Below are 21,434 nucleotides of genomic sequence, written 5' to 3' on the forward strand. Positions count from 1 at the left end.
CAAATGAATTGCAGGGCTAAAATATATAAGTGGCATACACAGGATAACTTTAAACATCGCAGCAACAGGTAATATTGCCCTGCAAACCATAAAGTAAAAACTATAAACCTTTACTAATGAACATTCCTTTAACAATATCTTGCCTTACCTTTGGCGCACAAAAAACCAGGATTTGTTTATGATGCAAAAAATTAATGAAGCAGTAGCTTTTATAAAAGAACAGTATAGTAATAAGCCGGCTGTTGGTATAGTATTGGGTAGTGGGTTGGGTAGTTTTACAGGAGAAATAGCGGTGGAAAAAGAAATTCCATATAGTGCCATTCCACATTTTCCCGTAAGCACGGTAGAAGGCCACAGTGGTAAACTTATATTTGGCCAGCTGGGGGGGAAAAACGTAGTAGCAATGGCAGGCCGGTTTCATTATTACGAAGGGTATGATACCAGTGCAGTTGTTTTTCCGATAAGGGTGATGAAATTTTTAGGTATAGAAACCTTGCTGGTGAGCAATGCAGCAGGAGGCACTAAAAAAGACTGGCATGTAGGTGACCTGATGATCATTAAGGACCATGTGAGTTTTTTTACCCCCAATCCCCTGGTAGGGAAAAATATTGATGCACTGGGGCCACGTTTCCCTGATATGAGTGAACCTTATAAAAAAGCCCTGATCGATAAAGTAAAAGCCATTGCTGCAAAACAAAATATTGCTTTAAGAGAAGGCGTGTATTGCGGTGTTACAGGCCCTACCTTTGAAACCAGGGCAGAGTATCAATTGTTGTCCCTTATTGGCGGCGATGCTGTGGGTATGAGTACTGTGCAGGAAGTGATTGCAGCTGTGCATATGGGCTTGCCGGTATTTGCCATGAGTGTAATTACTGATATTGGTATAAGAGACGAGGAGAATACCATTACACATGATGAAGTGTTACAAGCTGCAAAAGATGCAGAGCCTAAGCTTACCTATATTTTTAAAGAACTGATAGCACAACTGTAACAGCCATTACATGAAGTATTTTATCACGCTTTTATTTACTGTTTTTGTGGTTGCGGTTTGTAGTGCGCAGGAACCCGATATATTGAGACAATTACCAAAAGCAGGCCGCTCGGGGGGCCAGAATAAAACCGACACCAGTAAATCAGCGAGAGATAATGCATTGGGGTTTGAACATAGGGATGATAAAAAAGATTCTATCAGTATTTCTTATAAGTATCTCGATTCTGTTCGTATCAACCGTTTGGATTCTTCTATTAATGATTTTGACAAATATTTTTCTGTACCCTCCAGCTGGCAATATTTAGGTAACAATGGTGCCGCGGCTTACCCTTTAATTTATACACCTAACTTAAAACCTGGCTGGGACGCAGGCTTTCATGCATTTGATGTTTACCGCTATAAATTAGAAGACACTAAATTTTATAAAACCACTAAACCATTTACGCAGTTAAGTTACCAGCTGGCATCGGGTAAGGAGCAAATGATAAAGGCATTGCATACTCAAAATCCCAGGCAAAACTGGAATTTTGGTTTCGACTACAGGTTGATAAGTGCACCGGGTTTTTTTATTACTCAGAATACCAATCACAAAAGTTACCGGCTGTTTAGTACTTACCAGGGAAAGAGGAAAAGATATGCTGCATATTTTGTGTTGATGGGAAACACCATTAAAAATTCAGAGAACGGAGGTATTACAAATGATTCTTCATTAGCGGACCCCAATAAAAAGAAAAGGTATGCGATAGATGTAAATTTAGGTAATGCACTTAACTACACGCCTAATCCTTTTAATGCATCGGTAAGTACCGGCAATATTGATAAGGATCTCACCTTCTTTTTAAGGCAAACCTATGATATTGGAAAAAAAGATTCCGTTGCAGTAAATGATTCTACAACAGAATATTTATTTTATCCTAAACTAAGAGCACAATATACTTTCACCTACAGCCATTATAATTATCTTTTCCAGGATCTGTCTGCAGATACACTTATTTATAAAACATGGTATGATACCGTATTAAAAACGCAGTTGCTGGATACTTTCTCTGTACATGAAAAATGGAGTGTTATCAGCAATGATTTTTCTTTGTTACAATTTCCTGATACTAAAAATTCAGCGCAGTTTTTATTGGCGGGTGCCAGGATAGAAAATATCAGAGCGCAATTTTACAGGGCCACCGCTATTGAATCAAAAAATTATTACAATATAATTCTGCACGGCGAATACAGGAATAAAACACGAAATAAATTATGGGATGTTTTATTAAAAGGAGAATTTTACCTGAATGGCCTTAACAGCGGTGATTATAAAGCTAACGCTTCTATTGACAGGTACCTGAATAAAAAACTGGGTGATGTACGTTTGTTTTTTACCAACGTAAACAGGAGCCCTTCCTTTATCTACAATAGTTTATCCGCATTTAATTTTAAGAACGCAACCATCAGTAAAAAAGAAAATATTATTTCTTTTGGTGCTGAGGCGCATAACCAGTTTGTTAACCTGGGTTTTAAAAATCACCTTATCACTAACCTGGCTTATTTTTCTGATTATTACCATACTGCACAAAGCACTAAAGTGATTAACCTGCTGCAATTGTTTGCTTCTAAAAAAATAAAGCTTACTAAAAAGATAAACTGGTATGCCGAAGCTGTAGTGCAACAGACAGACGGTAGTGCACCGGTAAAAGTGCCATTGGTTTTTACAAGAAACCGTTTGGCATTTGAAGGGGTGTATTACAAGAACCTTAATTTATCCACAGGTTTGGAAGTAAGATATTACACGCCTTATGAAGGCTATAATTATTCGCCTGTAATGGGACAATTTATGCCACAGGATACGATGAAGTTGAAAAACCTTCCTGATATCAGTGCTTTTTTCGATTTCAGGATTAAATCTTTTACTGCTTATATCCGTGCAGAAAATTTAAATACGGTAAGCGTAGCCGACGGATTTGGCTTTACCAATAATAATTTTGCAGCTCCTCATTACCCCACACAAGGGCTTATGATACGCTTTGGTATTCAATGGAATTTTATAAATTAAGATATTCAGGTATTTAACTTTTTTACGGTAATTTATTGTCGACAGAGCTACCTTATTCCAAAAAATGCTATATTAGCGCACCAAAACGCTGTAATACAGCTGTTATCTTGATTTTTCTTGCTTAATGATCTACAAAATCCTGCATTCTTTAAACTGATTATTTTCTTTTTGAAAATAAGTTCCCTGATAAAAGATTTTATTCTTTAAACCAAACTATATGCTTATTACACGCCGTCTTTTAAAGTCGAAAAGGCTTTTTGTGCAATTATTATTACTGATCTTTCCCGGAATTATTTTTGCCCAAACTTTTAATCCAATTACTGTTACAGGTTTTAATCATGATGTGGTGGCCGAAGCCGGCACCAGTTCATTAACTACCACAACCATTTGTATCGATGGTCCCACAGTTTCTAACAAGGTAATGTACACCAACACTTTTAAAACACTCAATGCTTTTGGTGGAGGTGGATTACCCGACAATGGCACAATAGCCAATGCTACAGCTGGTAACTATCAGCTGGCGCCTTATACGGGTAATAATGCCTTGCTATTACAACGTACGCAAAGTGGCAGCCTTACTTTAACTACGCCTTCCAAATACAGTAAAATAAGATTGCTGGCCCTTTCTACCGAAGGATCGAGCCTGATAAATGCAACCCTTACTTTTACTGATGGGTCAACTACTAACGCATTAACCAACTATACGCTTGGCGACTGGTTTAATAATACTGCAAACCTGGTGTTATCGGGTTTTGGCCGTTGTACAAGGGCTACTCCTGCCTCTGGTGCAGATGCCTACTCAACAAATCCAAGATTGTATTATGCAGAGATATCATTGTCTTGTACCGACAGGCAAAAAACTTTGCAAAAAGTAACTGTAACCAATGTTACTACTGCAGGTACTAATGCTCCTTTTCCTAATGCGGTATTCTTTGGGGTTTCCGGTATAGATTTTACGCAGACTATCAGTGCGGCAATCACTAATGTAACCTGCACCAATGCAGGTAGTGCAACACTTACTGTTACAGGGTCTGCATCACCATACACCATTGTATGGAATACCAACCCGGTACAAACAGGCGTTACTGCTAATAATCTTGGTGTAGGAACTTACCAGGCTACTATTACTGATGCCAGTGCCTGTGCTACTGTTTACCCTGTAGTTATGGCTGCACCTGCGCCACCAACACTCACCCTTCATGCGGATACAACTATTTGCTCGGGCGCATCATTTAATGCCAACACTGTTAGTAATGCCACCAGCTTTGCATGGTCGCCAACTACAGGAGTAAATAATCCTGCAATTGCAAACCCAATATTGGCACCAACTGGCACTACATTGTATACCGTTACTGCATCAACAGGTAGTTGCATTACCACTAAATCATTTACTACTTCAGTAAATACAGCAGCAACACTTACCGTGCATGCCGATACTACTGTTTGTGCCCCCACAGCCTTTAGCGCCAATACAGTAAGTAATGGTACCAGCTTTACCTGGTCGCCAACAAGCGGTGTAAGTAATCCTGCTATTGCCAATCCTGTTTTATCACCAACTTTCAATACCCAATATACAGTAACGGCGTCGGCTAGTGGCTGTAGCGCTTCCAAATCGTTTAATGTTACTGTAAATCCCGGTGTTACCGTTAGTGCAGGAAGTAATATTATTATTTTCCAGGGACAAAGTACACAGCTACAGGCAACTGCTTCTCAGGGTACTTACTTATGGACACCGGCGACGGCACTTAACGCAGCAAATATTTTAAACCCGGTAGCATCACCAACAGCAACCACCACCTATACTATTAAGGTTACCTCACCACAGGGATGTACTGCATCTTCCAGCGTGGTGGTTTCAGTAATAAGCGATTGTGTAAAACCAATGCAGGCCTTTACACCAAACGGTGATGGGTTTAACGATAAATGGTTTGTTACCAATGGCAACTGTGTTACAAAAGTTGCGGCAAGCGTTTACAACCGCTGGGGTAGTAAAGTGTTTGAATCTCTTGATTATAAAAACGACTGGGACGGAACATATAAAGGCAAACCTTTGCCGGATGGTACTTATTATTTTGTAGTTCATTATGACCTGATAAATAATAGTGGAGTAGATAAGAAAGGAAGCGTAACCATTTTAAGATAATTTTCCTAACAGTTAAAAATATTACACATGTATTCAATAAAAATAAAAATAGCAGCAGTTGTATTGTTTACTGTTGCCTTATCTGTAAATGCAGCTGCACAGCAGATATTTAAAGTAAGCCAGTATATGGAAAACAGTTTTATTCATAATCCTGCAGCAGTAGGGGCCAATGATGTAACAACTGTTGGAGGTGTATTCAGGAGCCAGTGGGCCGGCATTGATGGCAGCCCTAAAACTGTGATGCTTTTTGGAGATACTTATATTCCTTCCAAAAACACCGGGGTAGGCGTAGTACTGTATTCTGATAAAACTGGACCAACCAGCCGTACAGGAGGAAATTTTAATGTTTCTTACAGCGTTAAATTAGATGGTGATGATAAAAAAAGGCTGATGATGGGATTAGGGGCAGAAGTGATACAATTTAAAGTGGACAAAGATAAAATTGCTGAATTCATTCCTAATGATCCTTTGCTGGCATCCTCCGGCTCTACCATTAAAGGCGATGCATCTGCAGGGGTTTACCTGCGTACACCAAAACTAACAATTGGTGCATCTGCCTTTCAGTTGATACAACCTAAACTGGATTTTGTTAAATCATCCACTAATGTTGATGGTAAGTTATACCGCCACTTTTTCTTTACTGCCAGTTACTGTATTGTAACTGACGAATCAAATGTATTGCTGCCGCATGTGGAAGTGCGCTATCAGCCCAATGCACCCGCTGATTATGAGGCAGGAATTATGCTGCTGCATAAAGACCTTATCCATGTTGGGGTTAGCGCTCATTACAAACAGGATTACACCATTTTTGCTGGTCTTAAGATAGACCACAAATTCACTATTGGTTATGCGTATGATGTATATAACCACCCTATAAACACTTTTAACGGTGGTAATGGTGCTCATGAGGTATCACTGCGGTATTTCTTTAAAAAATAAAAATAGTTGCCATATAGTCCAAGTTTAAAGGAACAGCCTGTTTTGGCTGTTCCTTTTTTTTAACAGCATTATAAGCGAACAGCCAGCTGATTATTCTTTAGTTGTTGCTACCTTGCGCAGATAAATAGTAAAGTGAAAAAGTTTTTACAATTCATATTATCTTTATTCAGGAAAAAAAACTGTTGTAAATGAAAAAAGTATTTTTTGTGGTAATTGTTTCAATAGCTGCCATAAGTGTTAAAGCACAAATCAAAGTGGGGGCACCAGTACCTGAGATCAGTTTACCTAATGTAAAAGATAGTATGGTTAGCTTGTCTTCTTTTAAAGGTAAAGTGGTACTGATTGATTTCTGGGCCAGTTGGTGTGGTCCCTGCAGGGAATCGAACCCTGGTGTAGTGAAATTGTACAATAAATATAAGGATAAAGGCTTTGAGGTATTTAGTATTTCAATTGATAATAAAAAGAATGATTGGATAAAAGCTATTAAACACGACAAGATAAAATACACCCAGGTAAATGATAATGGTGGATGGAACGGCAAGGTACCAGCAGCCTTTGGTGTTGAAATGATACCAACAAGTTTCCTGCTTGATAAAAATGGCAATGTGGTGGCCATTGATGCAGAAGGAAAAAAGCTGGATAAGCTGGTAAGTGAATTACTGCAGTAATTATTTGTTGGTAGTTTTAAAACGAAATGATGTACCAATAGCAAAATAATAATCCGGCGCTTTTTTATTTAAACCAAACCCTGCAGAAGCGTCTAATTTAAAATTGTCAGTTACATAATAAGCAATACCTCCATCAATACTGTTTTCTGGCTTTTCATTTTTCCAGATAAAACCGAACGCTTCGATATAGGCATACCATTTTTCGCTAAGGTTAAAGCCCGGCGCAAAAGTGTAAGTATAAGCGGCAGGTTCTCCAAAACGCTCCCATTCCATACCAAGATTATACCCCAATGATACTTTTTCTGAAATAGTGTGTTGCATGGTAAACCTGAAATTTATACCATCAGTAGTGTCTTTGTTTATAGTTCTCAAACCTGCAAAATCATAATGAGCTATAAGCGAAATTTTAGGCCGCCATCCTTTTTCATCAAAGAAATTCAATTTTCCACCGAATTGGACATTATCAATACCAGTTTGGGTTTCAACAAGCTGATTATCATCTTTGAGTTTATAAGTGGCAAAGCCGGTTATAAGCCTTAACTCAAAACGTTTACCAACACCATATTTTGTTAATAAGGAGGGATGCTCCAAACGTATATCTGTCCATTTTGTAAACGGGCTATAATAACCTTTATCAACTTCTTTCAAAAAACCCGATTCAAATTGCATCCATTTTTTAGGTACAGTAAAAGCGCTTTCTGTTTGATCTGGCCTATCGGTGTCAATTTTTTCTATTTGAGCAGTTACTGTTACCGCTGTTACAAGCAGGGTAACCAGTAAAATTATTTTAATCATATTTAAAAATAAATTTAGTCTTGTCTAAAAATTAAAACAAAAATAGGAATTTATTCAGATACCAATGATTTTTTTTAATAGTTAAAAACCGGGGTAAATTATTTTGCAGCCGCAATACCTATTACCAGATGCTCCAGGTTATTTTCGTCGAAAAAGGTTTTGCAAATGCCTTCAGCAGCACGCAGTATCTGTGGCAGTTTGGGTTGTTTGTTTCCCAATAACTGGTAGGCTTTTTTGTAAGCATCAGCATCACTTATTTTACCAGTCTGTTGCAATGCTTCTTTAATGGCAATAACACCCAGGCCGCTGTCTTTTAATTTGCCCAGCTCGGCAATGATCCAGCTGAGCGCATAAAAATAATCCCGGTTGAGTAATAGAAAATATTTGCAATCGCCGGAATCGGGCATTTTGTTATAGGGAGAAGTAGTGATCTCTTTAGTAAGGTATTTGGTTAAATGTTTGGGCGAAGTTTTGGATTTACTTAATTGTATACAACCCTGCAAAGCCTGGGGATAAATACTCAACCATCTTAATTTTCTTCTCAGCTCATGTACATCAGCCTCCACATTATCAAAATGTAGTTTATCCTTGCTGATAAATTCTACGATCTCATAAATGGCAGTGCCATAAAATTTATTGATGGCTTCTACTTCGTCTTCTTCTTTCAGCCAGTCTGCTTCTGATAATTTTTTTTGAATCTTTTTAATTCTTTCAGCACCTGCACCTAACCATCCTTCCTCAGTTAACAATTCATTCAGGCTCTGAATTTTTTCTCTTGTTTGCGCATGCAGATAATTTACAATCGTTACAGGAATATTTTTATTGGCTGAAAATGATTTTGCAAACGCATCGTAATAATCAATGGCACCCAGTACATCTTCCAGCAATTTAAAATGCTCTTTTAATTTGCTGAACTTTTTTTTGTTATGCAGGCCAATGTACATTTTCGCCAATCCCTCCAGCATGAATAAAGGAGTACGGGCATTGTTCTGGTACAACCATAATGCAGGATTTTTTTGTTTAGCTGCTTTAGCTAAAAGCGTTTGTAACTGAGTAAGAAAAAACTCAAATCTTGCTATACCATTTTTCATACCTGTATTTTTATTGAACATTGATCATTGAATATTGAGCATTGTACATTTGTTTTCTACCACTTATCTTTCAAAAAAAGCTACGGCTCCACCTACCCATTCCTTATCCTTATTATACCTCGTGCCAATCATCTTGCCTTTACTTAACCTGGATAAATTATGTACTGCCTTTGGCCTTGCCCATCCATCTTTCCAGAAATAAAATAAACGTATCTCTGCTTTAGCAGGAACATCGGGTGTTTCAATTACATCAGCATATTTTACTTTGCGTTGCAGTATCCAGTTTTCAGGGTCTTTTACATCATCAATATCTTTTTGGGTAACATCAATTACCACGCCCATACCTGCAAAAGAAAAAAGTGGTTTTAAAACATAATGCTCCAGGTCTGAAGGCACCTGTTTCAACTCGTTTAAAAAATATGTTTTGGGAACATGAGGATTATTGATGAAAGGCAAAGTGAATTTACTGATGCGGTAAAACCAATTGGGATGCGGCACCCATTCCACATCATAATCTTTGGTAAGGTCAATTACTTCGCCCATGCCTTCCTGTTTTTGCAGGTCATCAAAGATCAGGCGGTTGTAAATTCTTTTTATTAGTGTTTTTACTCCGTTGTTATCATAAAATAATTTATTGCCTTCGGCTATTAATTTGGTAAGACAAACAGTTTTGATACCCAACACATCTTCGGTACAATAAAAATCAATTCTTGTTTTTTGCTGATCAGGATAAATCTCCAGCAGTATCACATTTTCAGGATCAAGATCACTCACCACAATTTCTTTAAACAATTGCAGGTAGGATTTTTTATCATACCCATTTAAATAAGCTGAAAAATTAGCCGGCACATTTGCATAGGCAGCAGTTATTTCGCTATGAAAAGCCTGGAAGGCAAACAGGGTGGGGAAGCCCTGCATTTCAATCAACTGTGGTTCAAGTTCACCACTATCGTTCTGGCAAATACCAAAATCAAAAGCAATAAAATCAGAATAGCTTTTTTGATTGGGTATTTTTATATCATCAGGAATTCCTCTTTCTGTAAGTGCAATAAATTTTTCATCAACTATCACATCAATAATATCTTCACAAGCATCCAGCATTTTCTGTGTAAAATCTTTCGGAATAAAAATGGGTGTTTCTGCATTCCTGAAATCCAATGCGCCGGGATGTAAATTCTCTATTTGTTTTACATAAGCCTCATATTTTTCTTTTGTAAAATTGCTGTTGAACTGCTGCCTTAATGCTTTTATCATTATACAAGTAATTTGAAGATGAACAGGTTAATAAAAGTAAAGAATAAAATTCATTTGAAAGGCTATAAACAAAGAAGTCAAGTTTTCAAAAACTTGACTTCTTTAGCCGCAAACGCTTACAACCCTGGCGAAGCTTAAATTTCAACTGGTTGTATACTTTCTACAGCCAGGTATAAAAAGTTGGGAAGTATATGAGCGTAGGTCCACATAATTTTGTCAGGGTCGTTTAAATGTTCGATCATCGATTCCCATTTTTGTTGTCCGTAATTTTCAATCACCGTTTTTTTCTTGTCTTCTGTTTGCAGGTGCATGCTCATACCTACAGCATCAGCCTCGGGATGAAACTGTGTACCGATCATATTATCATTAAAACGTACTGCCATTATCGCCCTTTCCAGGGGTACATGTGGCCTTTCTTTTTCAATAGCTAAAATGCTGGCACCCATCTGGTGCAGCTTGTTGTGGTTAGGTTCTATCACCTGGTAATCCCTGCTGTCAACAGAGTAAAACGGGTTTTTTAAACCTGCAAAAACTGTTTCTTCATTACCGGTGGGCAATAAATGTATGGGGAACACACCAAAGGCAGTGCTTTTTCTTTTACAGACAGTAGCAATTTTCAGATGACGGCAGACTAACTGGTACGAATGACAAATTAAGAATACTTTCTTCTTTTGCACATTAGCATCATTGGCATTCCATTCCATTATATTGTTCAGCCATTTAAAATATATGCTTTCCCATTCGCTGCCTTCGCTTTCTAAGGGGCTGCCGGGGCCGCCGCTGGAAATATAAATATCGTAGTTTAAGTCAGGTATTTGCTGTTGTTGGCGCACTTCAAATTCATCCCATTCCAGGTCGAGGTTATTAGCATCCCCAAATTGATTCAGTATTTCACGGATACAACGCATGCCCTGGTTGGGCTTGCCCTCATTCATGTCTAAAATTGCAACACGTACAGCCTTTTTATCGGTCCAATTCATATGCAAAGGTAACAATTTTTTAAAAGTGGGGATTTGGGTAGGCCCCTTTAATTTACTAACGCAATGTGAATTAAAAGATTGCCCTGCCATGTGTAAAAAATATCTAATATAAAATAATGATATAAGTACAGCTTTGTAATGATAACGCTCAGTGTTTTGTGCTTATTTTTTTACCATCTTGTAACGATATTAATACAAGACATATGCTCAATCATCAACAGCAACAGCAGCCTGAGCAATTGTTATTTAATTATTGCACTACCTGCCAACCTGCACCGGGTTCATCAGAAGAGCTACGGCAATTTGAAAAAATACAAAAAGGATTTTCCAATCAATTTGAATTATTTTTTCCTGATAACCTGGCATCAAAAACCATTGTGGTTATTCCCAGCCTTACATTGGACCAGCAGGTACTTACAAAAATTACAGGCGCATTGTATTATGAGGAAAGATTATTGTGTTTATTAATGCTGTTGCGTATGCCCCGTGCACATGTGGTGTATGTGAGTAGCATGCCGATTGACCCGGTGATAATAGATTATTACCTGCATTTATTGCCTGGTATCACAGGCTATCATGCAAGAGAAAGGTTAACGCTGCTGAGTTGTTACGATGCCTCTAAAGTTTCATTGACAGAAAAAATACTAAAACGCCCCAGGTTAATTGAGAGGATCAAACAAAGCATTCCGCATGGCCATGTAGCACATATTGCCTGTTTTAATACCACGGGTTTTGAAAGAACTTTGGCAGTGCAATTGGGGATACCTATTTATGGCTGCGATCCTTCTGTATTGTATTGGGGTACAAAAAGCGGTAGCAGGAGGGCTTTTTTAAAAGCAGGCGTAACAATGCCACCCGGCGCAGAAGAATTGAAAACCTATGATGATATTGTACATGCGGTAGCGGCACTAAAGGATATGCACCCGCAAATAAAAAAAGCGGTTATTAAATTAAACGATGGTTTTTCCGGAGAAGGAAATGCGGTAATAAAGTATCCGGATGGCCTTGGTAAAAAAGAATTGTTTGAATGGATACACCATAACCTCCATAAAAAAATAATACCTGTAGCAGAGCATCTTTCTGTGCAGGCTTACCTGGAAAAGTTTTACAGCATGGGAGGTGTTGTGGAAGCATTTGTAGAAGGTGCTGTTAAGCGATCGCCATCGGTACAATGCCGGATAAATCCTTTAGGCGAAGTGGATATTATCTCCACACACGAACAGGTATTGAGTGGCGAAGACGAACAGGTTTTTGTAGGGGCACATTTTCCTGCTGATGAATATTACAGAACAGCTGTGGGAGGATTGGGAAAGATCATTGCTAATGGATTAAAAAAAGATGGCGTGTTGGGAAGGTTCAGCATTGATTTTATTTCGGTAAAAGAAAATGATGGATGGAAACATTATGCTATTGAGATCAATCTGCGTAAAGGAGGTACCACACATCCGTTTTTAATGCTACAGTTTTTAACCAATGGTCATTACGATGAAGCTACAGGCTTATTTGAAACCGCCAATAAACAACCGCGTTATTATTTTGCGTCTGATAATGTTCAGAACGATAGTTACAAAGGCCTTACACCCCGGGATCTTATTGACATTGCCATGTTTCATGGATTGCATTTTGACGGCGCAGCACAAACGGGTGTGATGTTTCATATGATCGGTGCATTATCACAATATGGTAAGATGGGCATTGTATGTATCGGCAGTTCGCCTGATGAAGCTATTCTTTTTTATAAAAAAACCATTGCCGTGCTGGATGCTGAAACTGCAATAAAATAAAATCTGCGTAGTAAAAGCTGTTGTAAAAAAGTAATCCACAGGTGTGGAAAGATAAAGTGCTGTTAAAGCCTGCCCATTTGCAATAATGAAATACTACAGGATGATTTTTTTTCGTTCAACAACTTTTTAACGTAAACCAAATAACTATGAGAGCAAAGGCAATTACCCTTATTATTTTTTCTTTTTGTTTGTATGGCGCAAAAGCGCAGCTTTTATTTAAGCCCAATGCTGCAGTACAACAGGCATTGAAAGGTGTACTCAACGATTTTCCTAACAGGCTGCAAAACATTACCGGTGCATTGATACAGGAAAATGTTGAAAGCAGTGATTACAGCAGTACGATAAATTTTCCGGGCACAGAAAGTTGTACGATCACACAGTACCGATCGCAAAATAATAAAAACCGGAGCTGGCAGGCAGTGTTGCCCGAGGTGGATAATTTTGCAGCGGCAAAAAAACAATACCGGGAGTTGTTTTTGCAGGTAAAAAATATGTCATTGCATTTACCCGGCAATACAAAAGCTATTACTACAAAAGCAATCTACGATGAACCTAAGGAGGAGAAAAAATTTGCTGGCAGTATTTTTCGTATTGGCAATGATGATGAATTATATAAAGATGTAAAAATTGAAGTGGCATTGCAGTATATCATCACCGGGTGGCAGGTAAGTGTGTATGTGTACGACAAAAAAGAAGATGATGAGATACGGCCTGATACAGAGGTTAAAACAAAATAATGAGCAAAGGGCTTGTATAATTACAAGCCCTTTATATTTTATTACCTCACTAAAATTACGGTGCCTTTCATTTCCACTACTTTTCCGTATTTGTCCATTCCTTTTATCAGCCACACATAAGTGCCTGCCGCAGCTGGCTTTCCTTTATAAGTGCCGTCCCATCCTTTTAGCCATTGGTTACTTTGAAAAACCATTTCGCCCAGGCGGTTGTACACATTAAAATAATCGGTGAAAGCAATACCAACCGGTATTGGCCTGAATACATCGTTCATACCATCGCCGTTGGGGGAAAAGGCATTGGGTATATAATAAGTGGGGCCCTTGTACACTTTTATTAAAACATCATCAGTATTCGTACAACCAATGTCGTCAGTAACTGTCAAAGTAAAATAGGTATCGTTGTATAAAGTGGCCAATGGTTTTTGTGCAAATGCATTATTTAACGGTGTGGAGGGCGACCATAAATAAAATTTTCCGCCGCTGCCGGATAATTGGTGGGGTATGCCATAGATGGCATTAGTATCGTTACCTGCAAATGCAGGAACCGGTGGCCGCATAGTGATCAGTACATCATCCGTTACAGTAAAATTACAACCGTAGTTATCGGTTACCGTTAGTGTATATAGTTGTGTGGTGTCAGGCTTTGCAATGGCATTGGCTGCGTTAGCCGGTGTAACATTTGCAGCCGGCGCCCAGGCGTAATTTACAGCGCCTGATAAGTTGGTTGCATTGCCTTTTAAAAAGGCCGGAGTTTTATAACAGATACTGCTGTCTTTGCCGGCAAACGCAACTGGCTTGTGTAAAATTTTTATCCAGATATCATCGGTACGATTGCACATTCCCCAGCTTGCATTTAATATGTAATGAGTGGTATCAGCAGGTGTGGCAACAGGGTTTTTAATGTTTGCTGCACTTAAACCGGTTACAGGCGTCCATTTAAAAACATCAGTTCCTGTATTTGTCTGAGGTGCTAATGTTACGGATTGTCCAACACAAATAGTGGTATCGTTGCCAAGCGTTAAAAACATCTGGTCGTTTAAGATAACTGTTGCAGTGGAATTAGCAATACAGCCATTGGCATCTTTAATTTTAATATTATTGTAGTTACCGGCGCTGACGGTAAAGATGTTGCTGCTTTGGTAAGTAAGTCCATTGTCTATTGAGTAAGTATAGGCAGGAGTGCCGCCGGCGGCAACAATGCTAATGGTCCCATCATTTCCTGCACAGGTGGCATCCAGTGCACCGGAAACGGCACTTAATGCTGCAGGCTCTGTAATTGTTGCAGTGGTGGTACCATTACAGGTTGAACCGATCAATCTTGCTATAATAGTGTAAGTACCGGCCGGTTTATTAAAAACAGGATTTGTTTGCCAGCTTGTACCGTTATCAATGGAATATTCCACGTTGCTTCCCAACGGTGCAGTAACCATAATTGTTCCGTTTGCACCATTGCATTTTGCATTGGTTACATCAGTTGAAAGCGGGTTAAATGTTTTGTATACGATCATTGTATCCGAACCTTCTGTTTCAATAGCAGGATTATCACATTGTTTATAAAATGCTTTTACAACATAACTCATGCTGTCTTCTGCCTGGCAAATGTTATTGAAAGTAGCTTCCAGCTCGCCGGTACCAAGATCGTTCACTGTTCCCACAGAGATCAATACATTATTTTTATAAAGCTCCACACGGTTCAATAATGAAGTAGAACCATTGGGTACAAACCTGTACCCTTCATTGCGTGCAGTCCATACCGTACCATTTTTACCGGGGAGTGTAACGGCTTCATTCTGAGCCCAGTTTTGCACTCCGGCTATTGCCAGTCCGCCCTGGTAAGCAGTACAGGCGGGTTTATTGGCGTAAAAAAAATCTATCAAACCCGTGCCTTCATATAAAACAGCCTGCATAGTACAAAGAAGTCTTGGTGTTTGGTTATTGCAGGTAGATCCGATCCAATAATCGATCTGGTAATAGGAGAGTACAAATTTTCTGCATGGCGCAGTGCCTTCTAAACGCCACTCAATTTTTTTTTTAGGTGGCGATGCAGTAAGCGACGGATCCATATCATAATAAGCTAAAAAAATACTTGCCCTGGGGGCATAAAATATATTGGCATTATTTGGAGTACCCACATTGGACGGAATTTTATCACCGGGATTTATTACATAAGCCTCCTGTGTACCGGAATTGCCTGCTACATCAAAAGTAAGAACGCCGTTTGATCCGGCAGTCAGATGATTATAATTGGATCCATAAAAACAAAATGTAAATGGCAGATCAATTGTTGTGGAGAAGATATCATCTAAATACAATGTGTTTAATTCATTGCCAGCAGGTGAAGTGAAAGCATAGGGGGTATAGTCGATGGGAACAACCTGGTAGTTCTCTGATGTTCTGATGCTGGGAATTTTTGCTTTTAAATTAAGGCAGGACTGATTGCATTGTATAGTGGTGTCCTTACCGGCGTTTACATTAAAGCAGGATTGTGCCGATACCGTAACGAGGTCAAAGAAAAAAATGATTACTAAAAGAACAGGTAAAATTCTCTTCATCGCAGTTAGTTAGTTTGATTTAACCTACGATGAAGATAAAAAAAAACAGCCAGATTTCAGCCTCCTAATAGTGCCATCTTACAAATGCTTCCATAGCAGCATATTGCGTTAAACCAAGCCTTGCGTACAGCGAGGCCGTATTGGCATTACGTTCTTCGGCACGTTGCCAGAATTCCCTGTCGTCGCTGCCCTGGAAGGGAACACTGTCTTTTTGTGACTGGTGAATAAATATACCATGGCGTTTTTTTACTACCTGGTCGGGGCTCATAGGTATGGCCATTTCAATTTCAGTAATATCCCATTCCTGCCAGGCACCTTTGTACAGCCATAACCAGCAATCATCTATCCATTGTTCGCTGGTTTGTGCCTTCAATCTTTTCAACGCTTCAATCACCACGTCAAAACAAACTTTGTGTGTACCATGCGGATCAGCAAAATCGCCTGCACAATAGATCTGGTGTGGTTTGATTGCTTTTAAAAGATCCATTGTTATCTGCACATCTGCTTCACCCATCGGATTCTTTTCAATGGTACCCGTTTCATAAAAAGGCAGATTCTGAAAATGAATCTGCGATTCTTTTAAACCAACATATTTGCAGGTGGCTTTGGCTTCACATCTTCTTATTAAACCTTTAATGGCCCTTATTTCTGCGGTATCTTTTTCACTGCTTTTTTTTGTTTTTAAAAATGCTGTAGCATCATCTAAAATTTTTTTGCTTTTAGTTTCATCAATGTCAAACATATTTTCAAAACCTACAGCAAAATCAATAAACCTGGTAACAAATTCATCGGTTACGGCAATATTGCCACTGGTTTGATAAGCTACATGCACTTCATGTCCCTGGTCGTGCAGGCGCATAAAGGTGCCACCCATGCTGATGATGTCATCATCGGGATGCGGTGAGAATAAAATAATTTTTTTAGGAAAAGGGGTGCTGCGTTCAGGATGTTTAGTACCCTGGGCATTGGCTTTACCGCCAGGCCATCCGGTAATAGAATCACGGAGCATATAAAATACTTCCAGGTTAGTTTCATAAGCATTCCCTTTTTCGGTAAGCAGGTCATTTAAACCATTGTCATTATAATCTTCATTGGTTAAACTTAAAACCGGTTTTTTTATTTTTAAAGCAAGATTAGTAACTGCACGGCGAACCATTGTTGGTGTCCATTCGCATTCTCCGGTAAGCCAGGGGCTTTTAAATCTTGTTAGTTCACTTGCTGCAGATTCATCAATGATAAAAGTACAATCATCATGATTTTGTAACAATGATGCCGGAATATCTTCTGTATCGTCCAGCTCTACCGATTTTTGTATTACCGGGGCTTTGGTCTGGCCCCAGGCCATCAAAATTATTTTTTTACTTTTTAAGATGGTACTGATGCCCATAGTGATAGCCATACGGGGCACTTCGCTCATATTGCCAAATTCGTAAGCATTGGCCATACGGGTACTGTGGTCAAGTGTAACCAATCTTGTTTTACTATAGATACCGCTGCCTGGTTCATTAAAACCAATATGCCCGTTAATACCAATGCCTAATATCTGAAGGTCCAGCCCGCCTGCATCTTCAATTTGTTTTTCATAATTCAGGCAATGTTCTTTCACTTTATCTTTTGGTACTAATCCATCGGGCAGGTGATAATTATCGGGGTTGATATCAGTATGTTCGAATAAATTTTTCCTCATAAAGTAATGATAGCTTTGCAGCGCATCTTTCTCCATGGGATAATATTGGTCCAGGTTGAATGTAATTACATTTTTAAAACTCAATCCTTCTTCCTGGTGCATACGTACCAGGTGAGCATACAGTGTTTTAGGAGAAGATCCGGTAGCAAGGCCGATCACACATTTTTTGCCTTCGTTCTCTTTTTGTTTTATTAATGCAGCAATTTGTTGTGCCACAAAAGCAGAACCATCGCTGGAATTGGAAAATATTTTTACCGGGATTTTTTCTAAAGAATCTGTAAGGTCTATTTTGTTCATAGCTGTTTATAATGTGATGGTGTAAAACTACAGCATTATTTTTTTATAAAATACCCTTGGGTAATCAATAAATGCGGTCTTATAAGATGTAAAAATTCTGAAATACTACTTTTAGCCCGAGCAAATGGCGATGCTATTTTGTACTGTGTGGCCATATTGTTCGTATTTTTTCAAGGAGAGCCCGGCATTTAAGCAAGGCGTTTTTTGTTTTTCAAACCTTACCTTTGCGGCTCAAAAAATATTGTACAATTTGTGCAATCTGTGGCAATCATGAAGTATATCAACGAAATCAACAAACGTAAAACATTCGCTATCATATCGCATCCCGATGCCGGTAAAACTACACTTACCGAAAAGTTCCTTTTGTTTGGCGGTGCTATTCAAACTGCAGGGGCTGTAAAAAGCAATAAGATCAAGAAGCATGCTACCAGCGATTTTATGGAAATTGAAAGGCAGCGTGGTATTAGTGTGGCTACCAGTGTAATGACTTTTGAATACAATGGTCACCTGATCAATTTATTAGATACGCCGGGCCACAAAGATTTTGCTGAGGATACTTACCGTACTTTAACCGCTGTGGATAGTGTGGTGCTGGTGATTGATAGTGTGAATGGAGTAGAGGCGCAAACAAGGCGTTTAATGGAAGTAATTGCCATGCGTAATACGCCGGTGATCGTTTTTATCAATAAAATGGACAGGGATGGTAAAAACCGTTTTGACCTGTTAGAAGAAATTGAAAATGAGCTGAAGATCAATTTGCATCCGATGACGGTACCTATTAACAGTGGCAAGGATTTTAAAGGTGTGTATGACCTGCATGAAAAAAGCCTGGTTTTGTTTACCGCAGGCACAAAAGCAAACGACGAAGATGTGGTAGAGATCAAAGATCTGAATGATAAAATTCTTGATGCAAAAATAGGAGAGAAGGATGCGAATACTTTAAGAGAAGATGTGGAATTAATTGATGGCGTGTATGGCGAATTAAATGACGATGATTATTTAACAGGAAAAACAGCGCCGGTATTTTTTGGCAGTGCAGTAAATAATTTTGGTGTAAAAGAAATGCTGGATACTTTTATCCGCATAGCGCCAACACCAAGACCAAGACATACTACTACAAGGGATATTAAACCCGAAGAGGATAAATTCAGTGGATTTATTTTTAAGATTCATGCCAACCTTGATCCCAAGCACCGGGATAGGATCGCATTTTTAAGAGTGTGCAGTGGCAGGTTTGAGCGCAACACATATTATCACCATGTAAGAATGGACAGGGATTTCAGGTTTAATAATCCTTACAGTTTCCTGGCACGACAGAAAGAAGTAATTGAAGATGCTTATCCCGGGGATGTAGTGGGTTTGTTTGATACCGGCAATTTTAAAATTGGCGATACAATGACAGAAGGGGAAAATTTTTATTTTACAGGCATACCCAGTTTTTCTCCGGAGATATTTAAGGAAGTAGTGAATAAGGATCCGATGAAGACGAAGCAATTAGAAAAGGGATTGATACAATTAACGGATGAGGGCGTGGCGCAATTATTCACCCAATTCGGAGGCAATAAAAAAATTATTGGTTGTGTGGGTGAATTGCAGTTTGAAGTTATACAATACCGCTTGTTGCAGGAATATGGAGCTTCTGTACAAATGAATAGTTTACCTTTTTACAAAGCCTGCTGGTTAACCAGCAAAGACCCGAAAAAGTTAGAAGATTTTATCCGTTATAAACAAGCCAACATTGCAGCTGATAAAGACGGGCACATTGTATACCTGGCACAAAGCGAATGGTTCTTAAATACTGAAAGGCAAAATAATCCTGATATTGAATTCCATTTTACGAGTGAGATACATAAGTAATTAAATCATCGCTTAAAGATAAACCGCACCATTCCGTTACTTGTTTTGCTGCTGCTTATGCTTACTTCATGGCGTTTGTTACCATCATAAACAATCATCAATGCCGTGTTTGGCGGAATACTACCCAGGTTTTCTGCATACATAATTAATTCATTAGGCTGGCCATTTGTATTAACCGGCAGTATAAATGTTTTGGGCTTATCAGTTAAAAATAAATGGGTAGTAATAATTTTATCATTAAACACTATGGTTACAGAGTCGCCGTCAATTTCGGCGTTGTCATAAAATGAAACGGATAAGGAATCACCCGTTACTTCAATTTCTTTTAAAAGATTATTTTCTCTTTGTTTAATTAAAGCAGTAGCGGGGTCATTGTTAACCGGAATAGTAACAATTGTGTCTTTTGCAGGCACAGGCGGTAAAGCTGCAATTGTAATTGTTTGTATTGCTGTATCGCTGCAGCCATTTTTATTTTCTGCAATAAGTAATACATCATAGTTTCCTGGCTGCAGGTAAGTATGTGTTACCTTTTTTTCTTTATCAGAAGTGGTACCATCTCCAAAAAACCATTTGTATTGTAGCTTTTGTTTATTATCGATATTAAAGTTAAAAGTATTTTTTTCTGTTGCCTTTTCATAAGTAAAAGCTGCTGTTGGTTTGGTAATGGTAAAGTTTTTGGTAATAGTAATTTCTTTTCCATTGCTTCCGGTAGCAATAAGTTTCACAACGTAACTGCCATCCTTCTTGTACAAATGTGTAAAGGATTCTTTAGCTGCAGTAGCATTATCCCCTAAATCCCACTTAAAGGATTTAATATTTTCTGATGTTGAAATTTTAAATTGTACTGCATTGCAGTTGGTGATAGTGTACGTAAAGTCTGCTGATGGTTCATTTGATGATACAGGTTCTTTTATGTTGCAAAGTGACACTATCTCTGCTGCGGATAATTCCCTGTTATAAATACGTACCTCATCCATTTTGCCTTTAAACCAATCTCCGTCCGCTTCTCCTTTTTTTCCAAAAAAAATTTTTGAATGCCCATCCTGAAGTATGAATTTTGTTTTACTAAGGTCTTGTTTTTCTAATTGGCAATTAATGTAAAGTTTCCAAACTCCGTTATTGTAAGTTGATGTGATATGATACCAATTCTCGTTCTTTGGCAAAGCTGCATCGCTTTGCAGTACATGAGTATCTGCATAGCCTGTCATGGCTTTGTAGTTTACTGTATAAATTCCATAATTCCATTGCGCCTGGGTATGATTGCTTGAAAAAGGAGATTTAACAATCAATGCCTGTGCTGGTATTTTATTATTTTGGTCAGGCATTATCCATACTGATATTGAAAACGAGTCGTGCGGTCCGAAATCATAACGGCTGGAAAAAGGTAGCTGTATGTAGGAAGAACCATTAAAATAATAAGCTGAATTTGGCTCGCCATTTCTATCTGTTGTTTTCGAAGCTTTTTTTACAATTCCATTAATATCATTGCCGCTCATATCTTCGGCAGTACCTGAAAAAGGATAATAAGCAATAAGCCCCTTATTAAGATTTACCTGAGCACCAGTAACTAGCCCTAATGATAAAAATAAATAAAGCAGTATGTTCTTTTTCATAG

At 38.5% G+C, this 21,434-nt stretch carries 15 protein-coding genes; 8 read left to right on the forward strand and 7 right to left on the reverse strand.

All coding sequences use genetic code 11. The features are described 5' to 3' along the window. Positions 1-178 precede the first annotated feature (178 nt). The 5 genes from ACQ334_RS22835 (at position 179) to ACQ334_RS22855 (ending at position 6,785) form a co-directional block, all read left to right on the forward strand. Positions 179-991 (forward strand): purine-nucleoside phosphorylase, encoded by an 813-nt coding sequence (locus ACQ334_RS22835; RefSeq protein ID WP_430990601.1) that lies wholly within the window; start codon positions 179-181, stop codon positions 989-991. 10 nt (positions 992-1,001) lie between these two features. Further along, entirely contained in the window at positions 1,002-3,035 is a 2,034-nt protein-coding gene (locus ACQ334_RS22840) for a putative porin (protein WP_430990602.1), read from the forward strand. Between the two features lie 217 nt (positions 3,036-3,252). Next, positions 3,253-5,178 (forward strand): gliding motility-associated C-terminal domain-containing protein, encoded by a 1,926-nt coding sequence (locus tag ACQ334_RS22845; protein ID WP_430990603.1) that lies wholly within the window; start codon positions 3,253-3,255, stop codon positions 5,176-5,178. Positions 5,179-5,205: 27 nt separating this feature from the next. Further along, the gene (locus ACQ334_RS22850; protein WP_430990604.1) at positions 5,206-6,117 is read left to right on the forward strand and encodes a PorP/SprF family type IX secretion system membrane protein; all 912 of its coding nucleotides are present in this window, start codon (positions 5,206-5,208) and stop codon (positions 6,115-6,117) included. A gap of 188 nt (positions 6,118-6,305) precedes the next feature. After that, a complete protein-coding gene (locus ACQ334_RS22855) occupies positions 6,306-6,785 on the forward strand; it encodes a TlpA family protein disulfide reductase (RefSeq protein ID WP_430990605.1) in 480 nt (159 codons plus the stop codon). On the opposite strand, the gene ACQ334_RS22860 is transcribed toward ACQ334_RS22855, so the two are convergent. From ACQ334_RS22860 to ACQ334_RS22875, 4 genes are all read right to left on the reverse strand, one after another. Then, positions 6,786-7,580: a transporter gene (locus tag ACQ334_RS22860; protein ID WP_430990606.1), complete on the reverse strand. Its 795-nt coding sequence runs from the start codon at positions 7,578-7,580 to the stop codon at positions 6,786-6,788. It abuts the gene before it with no gap. A 98-nt stretch (positions 7,581-7,678) separates the two neighbouring features. Beyond that, a complete protein-coding gene (locus ACQ334_RS22865) occupies positions 7,679-8,671 on the reverse strand; it encodes a hypothetical protein (RefSeq protein ID WP_430990607.1) in 993 nt (330 codons plus the stop codon). Between the two features lie 63 nt (positions 8,672-8,734). Continuing rightward, a complete protein-coding gene (locus ACQ334_RS22870) occupies positions 8,735-9,925 on the reverse strand; it encodes a hypothetical protein (protein WP_430990608.1) in 1,191 nt (396 codons plus the stop codon). A 134-nt stretch (positions 9,926-10,059) separates the two neighbouring features. Next, positions 10,060-10,905, reverse strand: coding sequence for a type 1 glutamine amidotransferase (locus ACQ334_RS22875; RefSeq protein ID WP_430990609.1), 846 nt, complete (start codon positions 10,903-10,905; stop codon positions 10,060-10,062). 203 nt (positions 10,906-11,108) lie between these two features. Here ACQ334_RS22875 and ACQ334_RS22880 point away from each other — a divergent pair, with 203 nt between their 5' ends. Then, the gene (locus ACQ334_RS22880) at positions 11,109-12,689 is read left to right on the forward strand and encodes a peptide ligase PGM1-related protein (protein WP_430990610.1); all 1,581 of its coding nucleotides are present in this window, start codon (positions 11,109-11,111) and stop codon (positions 12,687-12,689) included. A gap of 146 nt (positions 12,690-12,835) precedes the next feature. Beyond that, on the forward strand, positions 12,836-13,426 hold the full coding sequence (locus tag ACQ334_RS22885) for a hypothetical protein (protein WP_430990611.1): 591 nt from the start codon (positions 12,836-12,838) through the stop codon (positions 13,424-13,426). Positions 13,427-13,467: 41 nt separating this feature from the next. Here the strand turns inward: ACQ334_RS22885 and ACQ334_RS22890 are convergent, their stop codons facing one another. Further along, positions 13,468-15,978 (reverse strand): gliding motility-associated C-terminal domain-containing protein, encoded by a 2,511-nt coding sequence (locus ACQ334_RS22890; RefSeq protein ID WP_430990612.1) that lies wholly within the window; start codon positions 15,976-15,978, stop codon positions 13,468-13,470. 64 nt (positions 15,979-16,042) lie between these two features. Next, positions 16,043-17,962, reverse strand: coding sequence for a glucosamine-6-phosphate deaminase (nagB, locus tag ACQ334_RS22895; RefSeq protein ID WP_430990613.1), 1,920 nt, complete (start codon positions 17,960-17,962; stop codon positions 16,043-16,045). A gap of 270 nt (positions 17,963-18,232) precedes the next feature. On the opposite strand from nagB, the gene ACQ334_RS22900 reads away from it, so the two are divergent. Further along, positions 18,233-19,819 (forward strand): peptide chain release factor 3, encoded by a 1,587-nt coding sequence (locus ACQ334_RS22900; protein ID WP_430990614.1) that lies wholly within the window; start codon positions 18,233-18,235, stop codon positions 19,817-19,819. Positions 19,820-19,824: 5 nt separating this feature from the next. Here ACQ334_RS22900 and ACQ334_RS22905 read toward each other — a convergent pair whose 3' ends face one another. Further along, positions 19,825-21,432: a PKD domain-containing protein gene (locus ACQ334_RS22905; protein ID WP_430990615.1), complete on the reverse strand. Its 1,608-nt coding sequence runs from the start codon at positions 21,430-21,432 to the stop codon at positions 19,825-19,827. Positions 21,433-21,434 lie beyond the last annotated feature (2 nt).

The organism is Ferruginibacter sp. SUN106 (assembly GCF_050611765.1).
In the GTDB taxonomy this organism is placed as follows: domain Bacteria; phylum Bacteroidota; class Bacteroidia; order Chitinophagales; family Chitinophagaceae; genus Ferruginibacter.

What these genes read in the sequence shown, in the direction of transcription:
- ACQ334_RS22835 (WP_430990601.1), top strand. Translation starts at nt 179, where the DNA reads ATGATGCAAAAAATTAATGAAGCAGTAGCTTTTATAAAAGAACAGTAT.
- ACQ334_RS22840 (WP_430990602.1), top strand. Translation starts at nt 1,002, where the DNA reads ATGAAGTATTTTATCACGCTTTTATTTACTGTTTTTGTGGTTGCGGTT.
- ACQ334_RS22845 (WP_430990603.1), top strand. Translation starts at nt 3,253, where the DNA reads ATGCTTATTACACGCCGTCTTTTAAAGTCGAAAAGGCTTTTTGTGCAA.
- ACQ334_RS22850 (WP_430990604.1), top strand. Translation starts at nt 5,206, where the DNA reads ATGTATTCAATAAAAATAAAAATAGCAGCAGTTGTATTGTTTACTGTT.
- ACQ334_RS22855 (WP_430990605.1), top strand. Translation starts at nt 6,306, where the DNA reads ATGAAAAAAGTATTTTTTGTGGTAATTGTTTCAATAGCTGCCATAAGT.
- ACQ334_RS22860 (WP_430990606.1), bottom strand. Translation starts at nt 7,580, where the DNA reads ATGATTAAAATAATTTTACTGGTTACCCTGCTTGTAACAGCGGTAACA.
- ACQ334_RS22865 (WP_430990607.1), bottom strand. Translation starts at nt 8,671, where the DNA reads ATGAAAAATGGTATAGCAAGATTTGAGTTTTTTCTTACTCAGTTACAA.
- ACQ334_RS22870 (WP_430990608.1), bottom strand. Translation starts at nt 9,925, where the DNA reads ATGATAAAAGCATTAAGGCAGCAGTTCAACAGCAATTTTACAAAAGAA.
- ACQ334_RS22875 (WP_430990609.1), bottom strand. Translation starts at nt 10,905, where the DNA reads ATGAATTGGACCGATAAAAAGGCTGTACGTGTTGCAATTTTAGACATG.
- ACQ334_RS22880 (WP_430990610.1), top strand. Translation starts at nt 11,109, where the DNA reads ATGCTCAATCATCAACAGCAACAGCAGCCTGAGCAATTGTTATTTAAT.
- ACQ334_RS22885 (WP_430990611.1), top strand. Translation starts at nt 12,836, where the DNA reads ATGAGAGCAAAGGCAATTACCCTTATTATTTTTTCTTTTTGTTTGTAT.
- ACQ334_RS22890 (WP_430990612.1), bottom strand. Translation starts at nt 15,978, where the DNA reads ATGAAGAGAATTTTACCTGTTCTTTTAGTAATCATTTTTTTCTTTGAC.
- nagB (WP_430990613.1), bottom strand. Translation starts at nt 17,962, where the DNA reads ATGAACAAAATAGACCTTACAGATTCTTTAGAAAAAATCCCGGTAAAA.
- ACQ334_RS22900 (WP_430990614.1), top strand. Translation starts at nt 18,233, where the DNA reads ATGAAGTATATCAACGAAATCAACAAACGTAAAACATTCGCTATCATA.
- ACQ334_RS22905 (WP_430990615.1), bottom strand. Translation starts at nt 21,432, where the DNA reads ATGAAAAAGAACATACTGCTTTATTTATTTTTATCATTAGGGCTAGTT.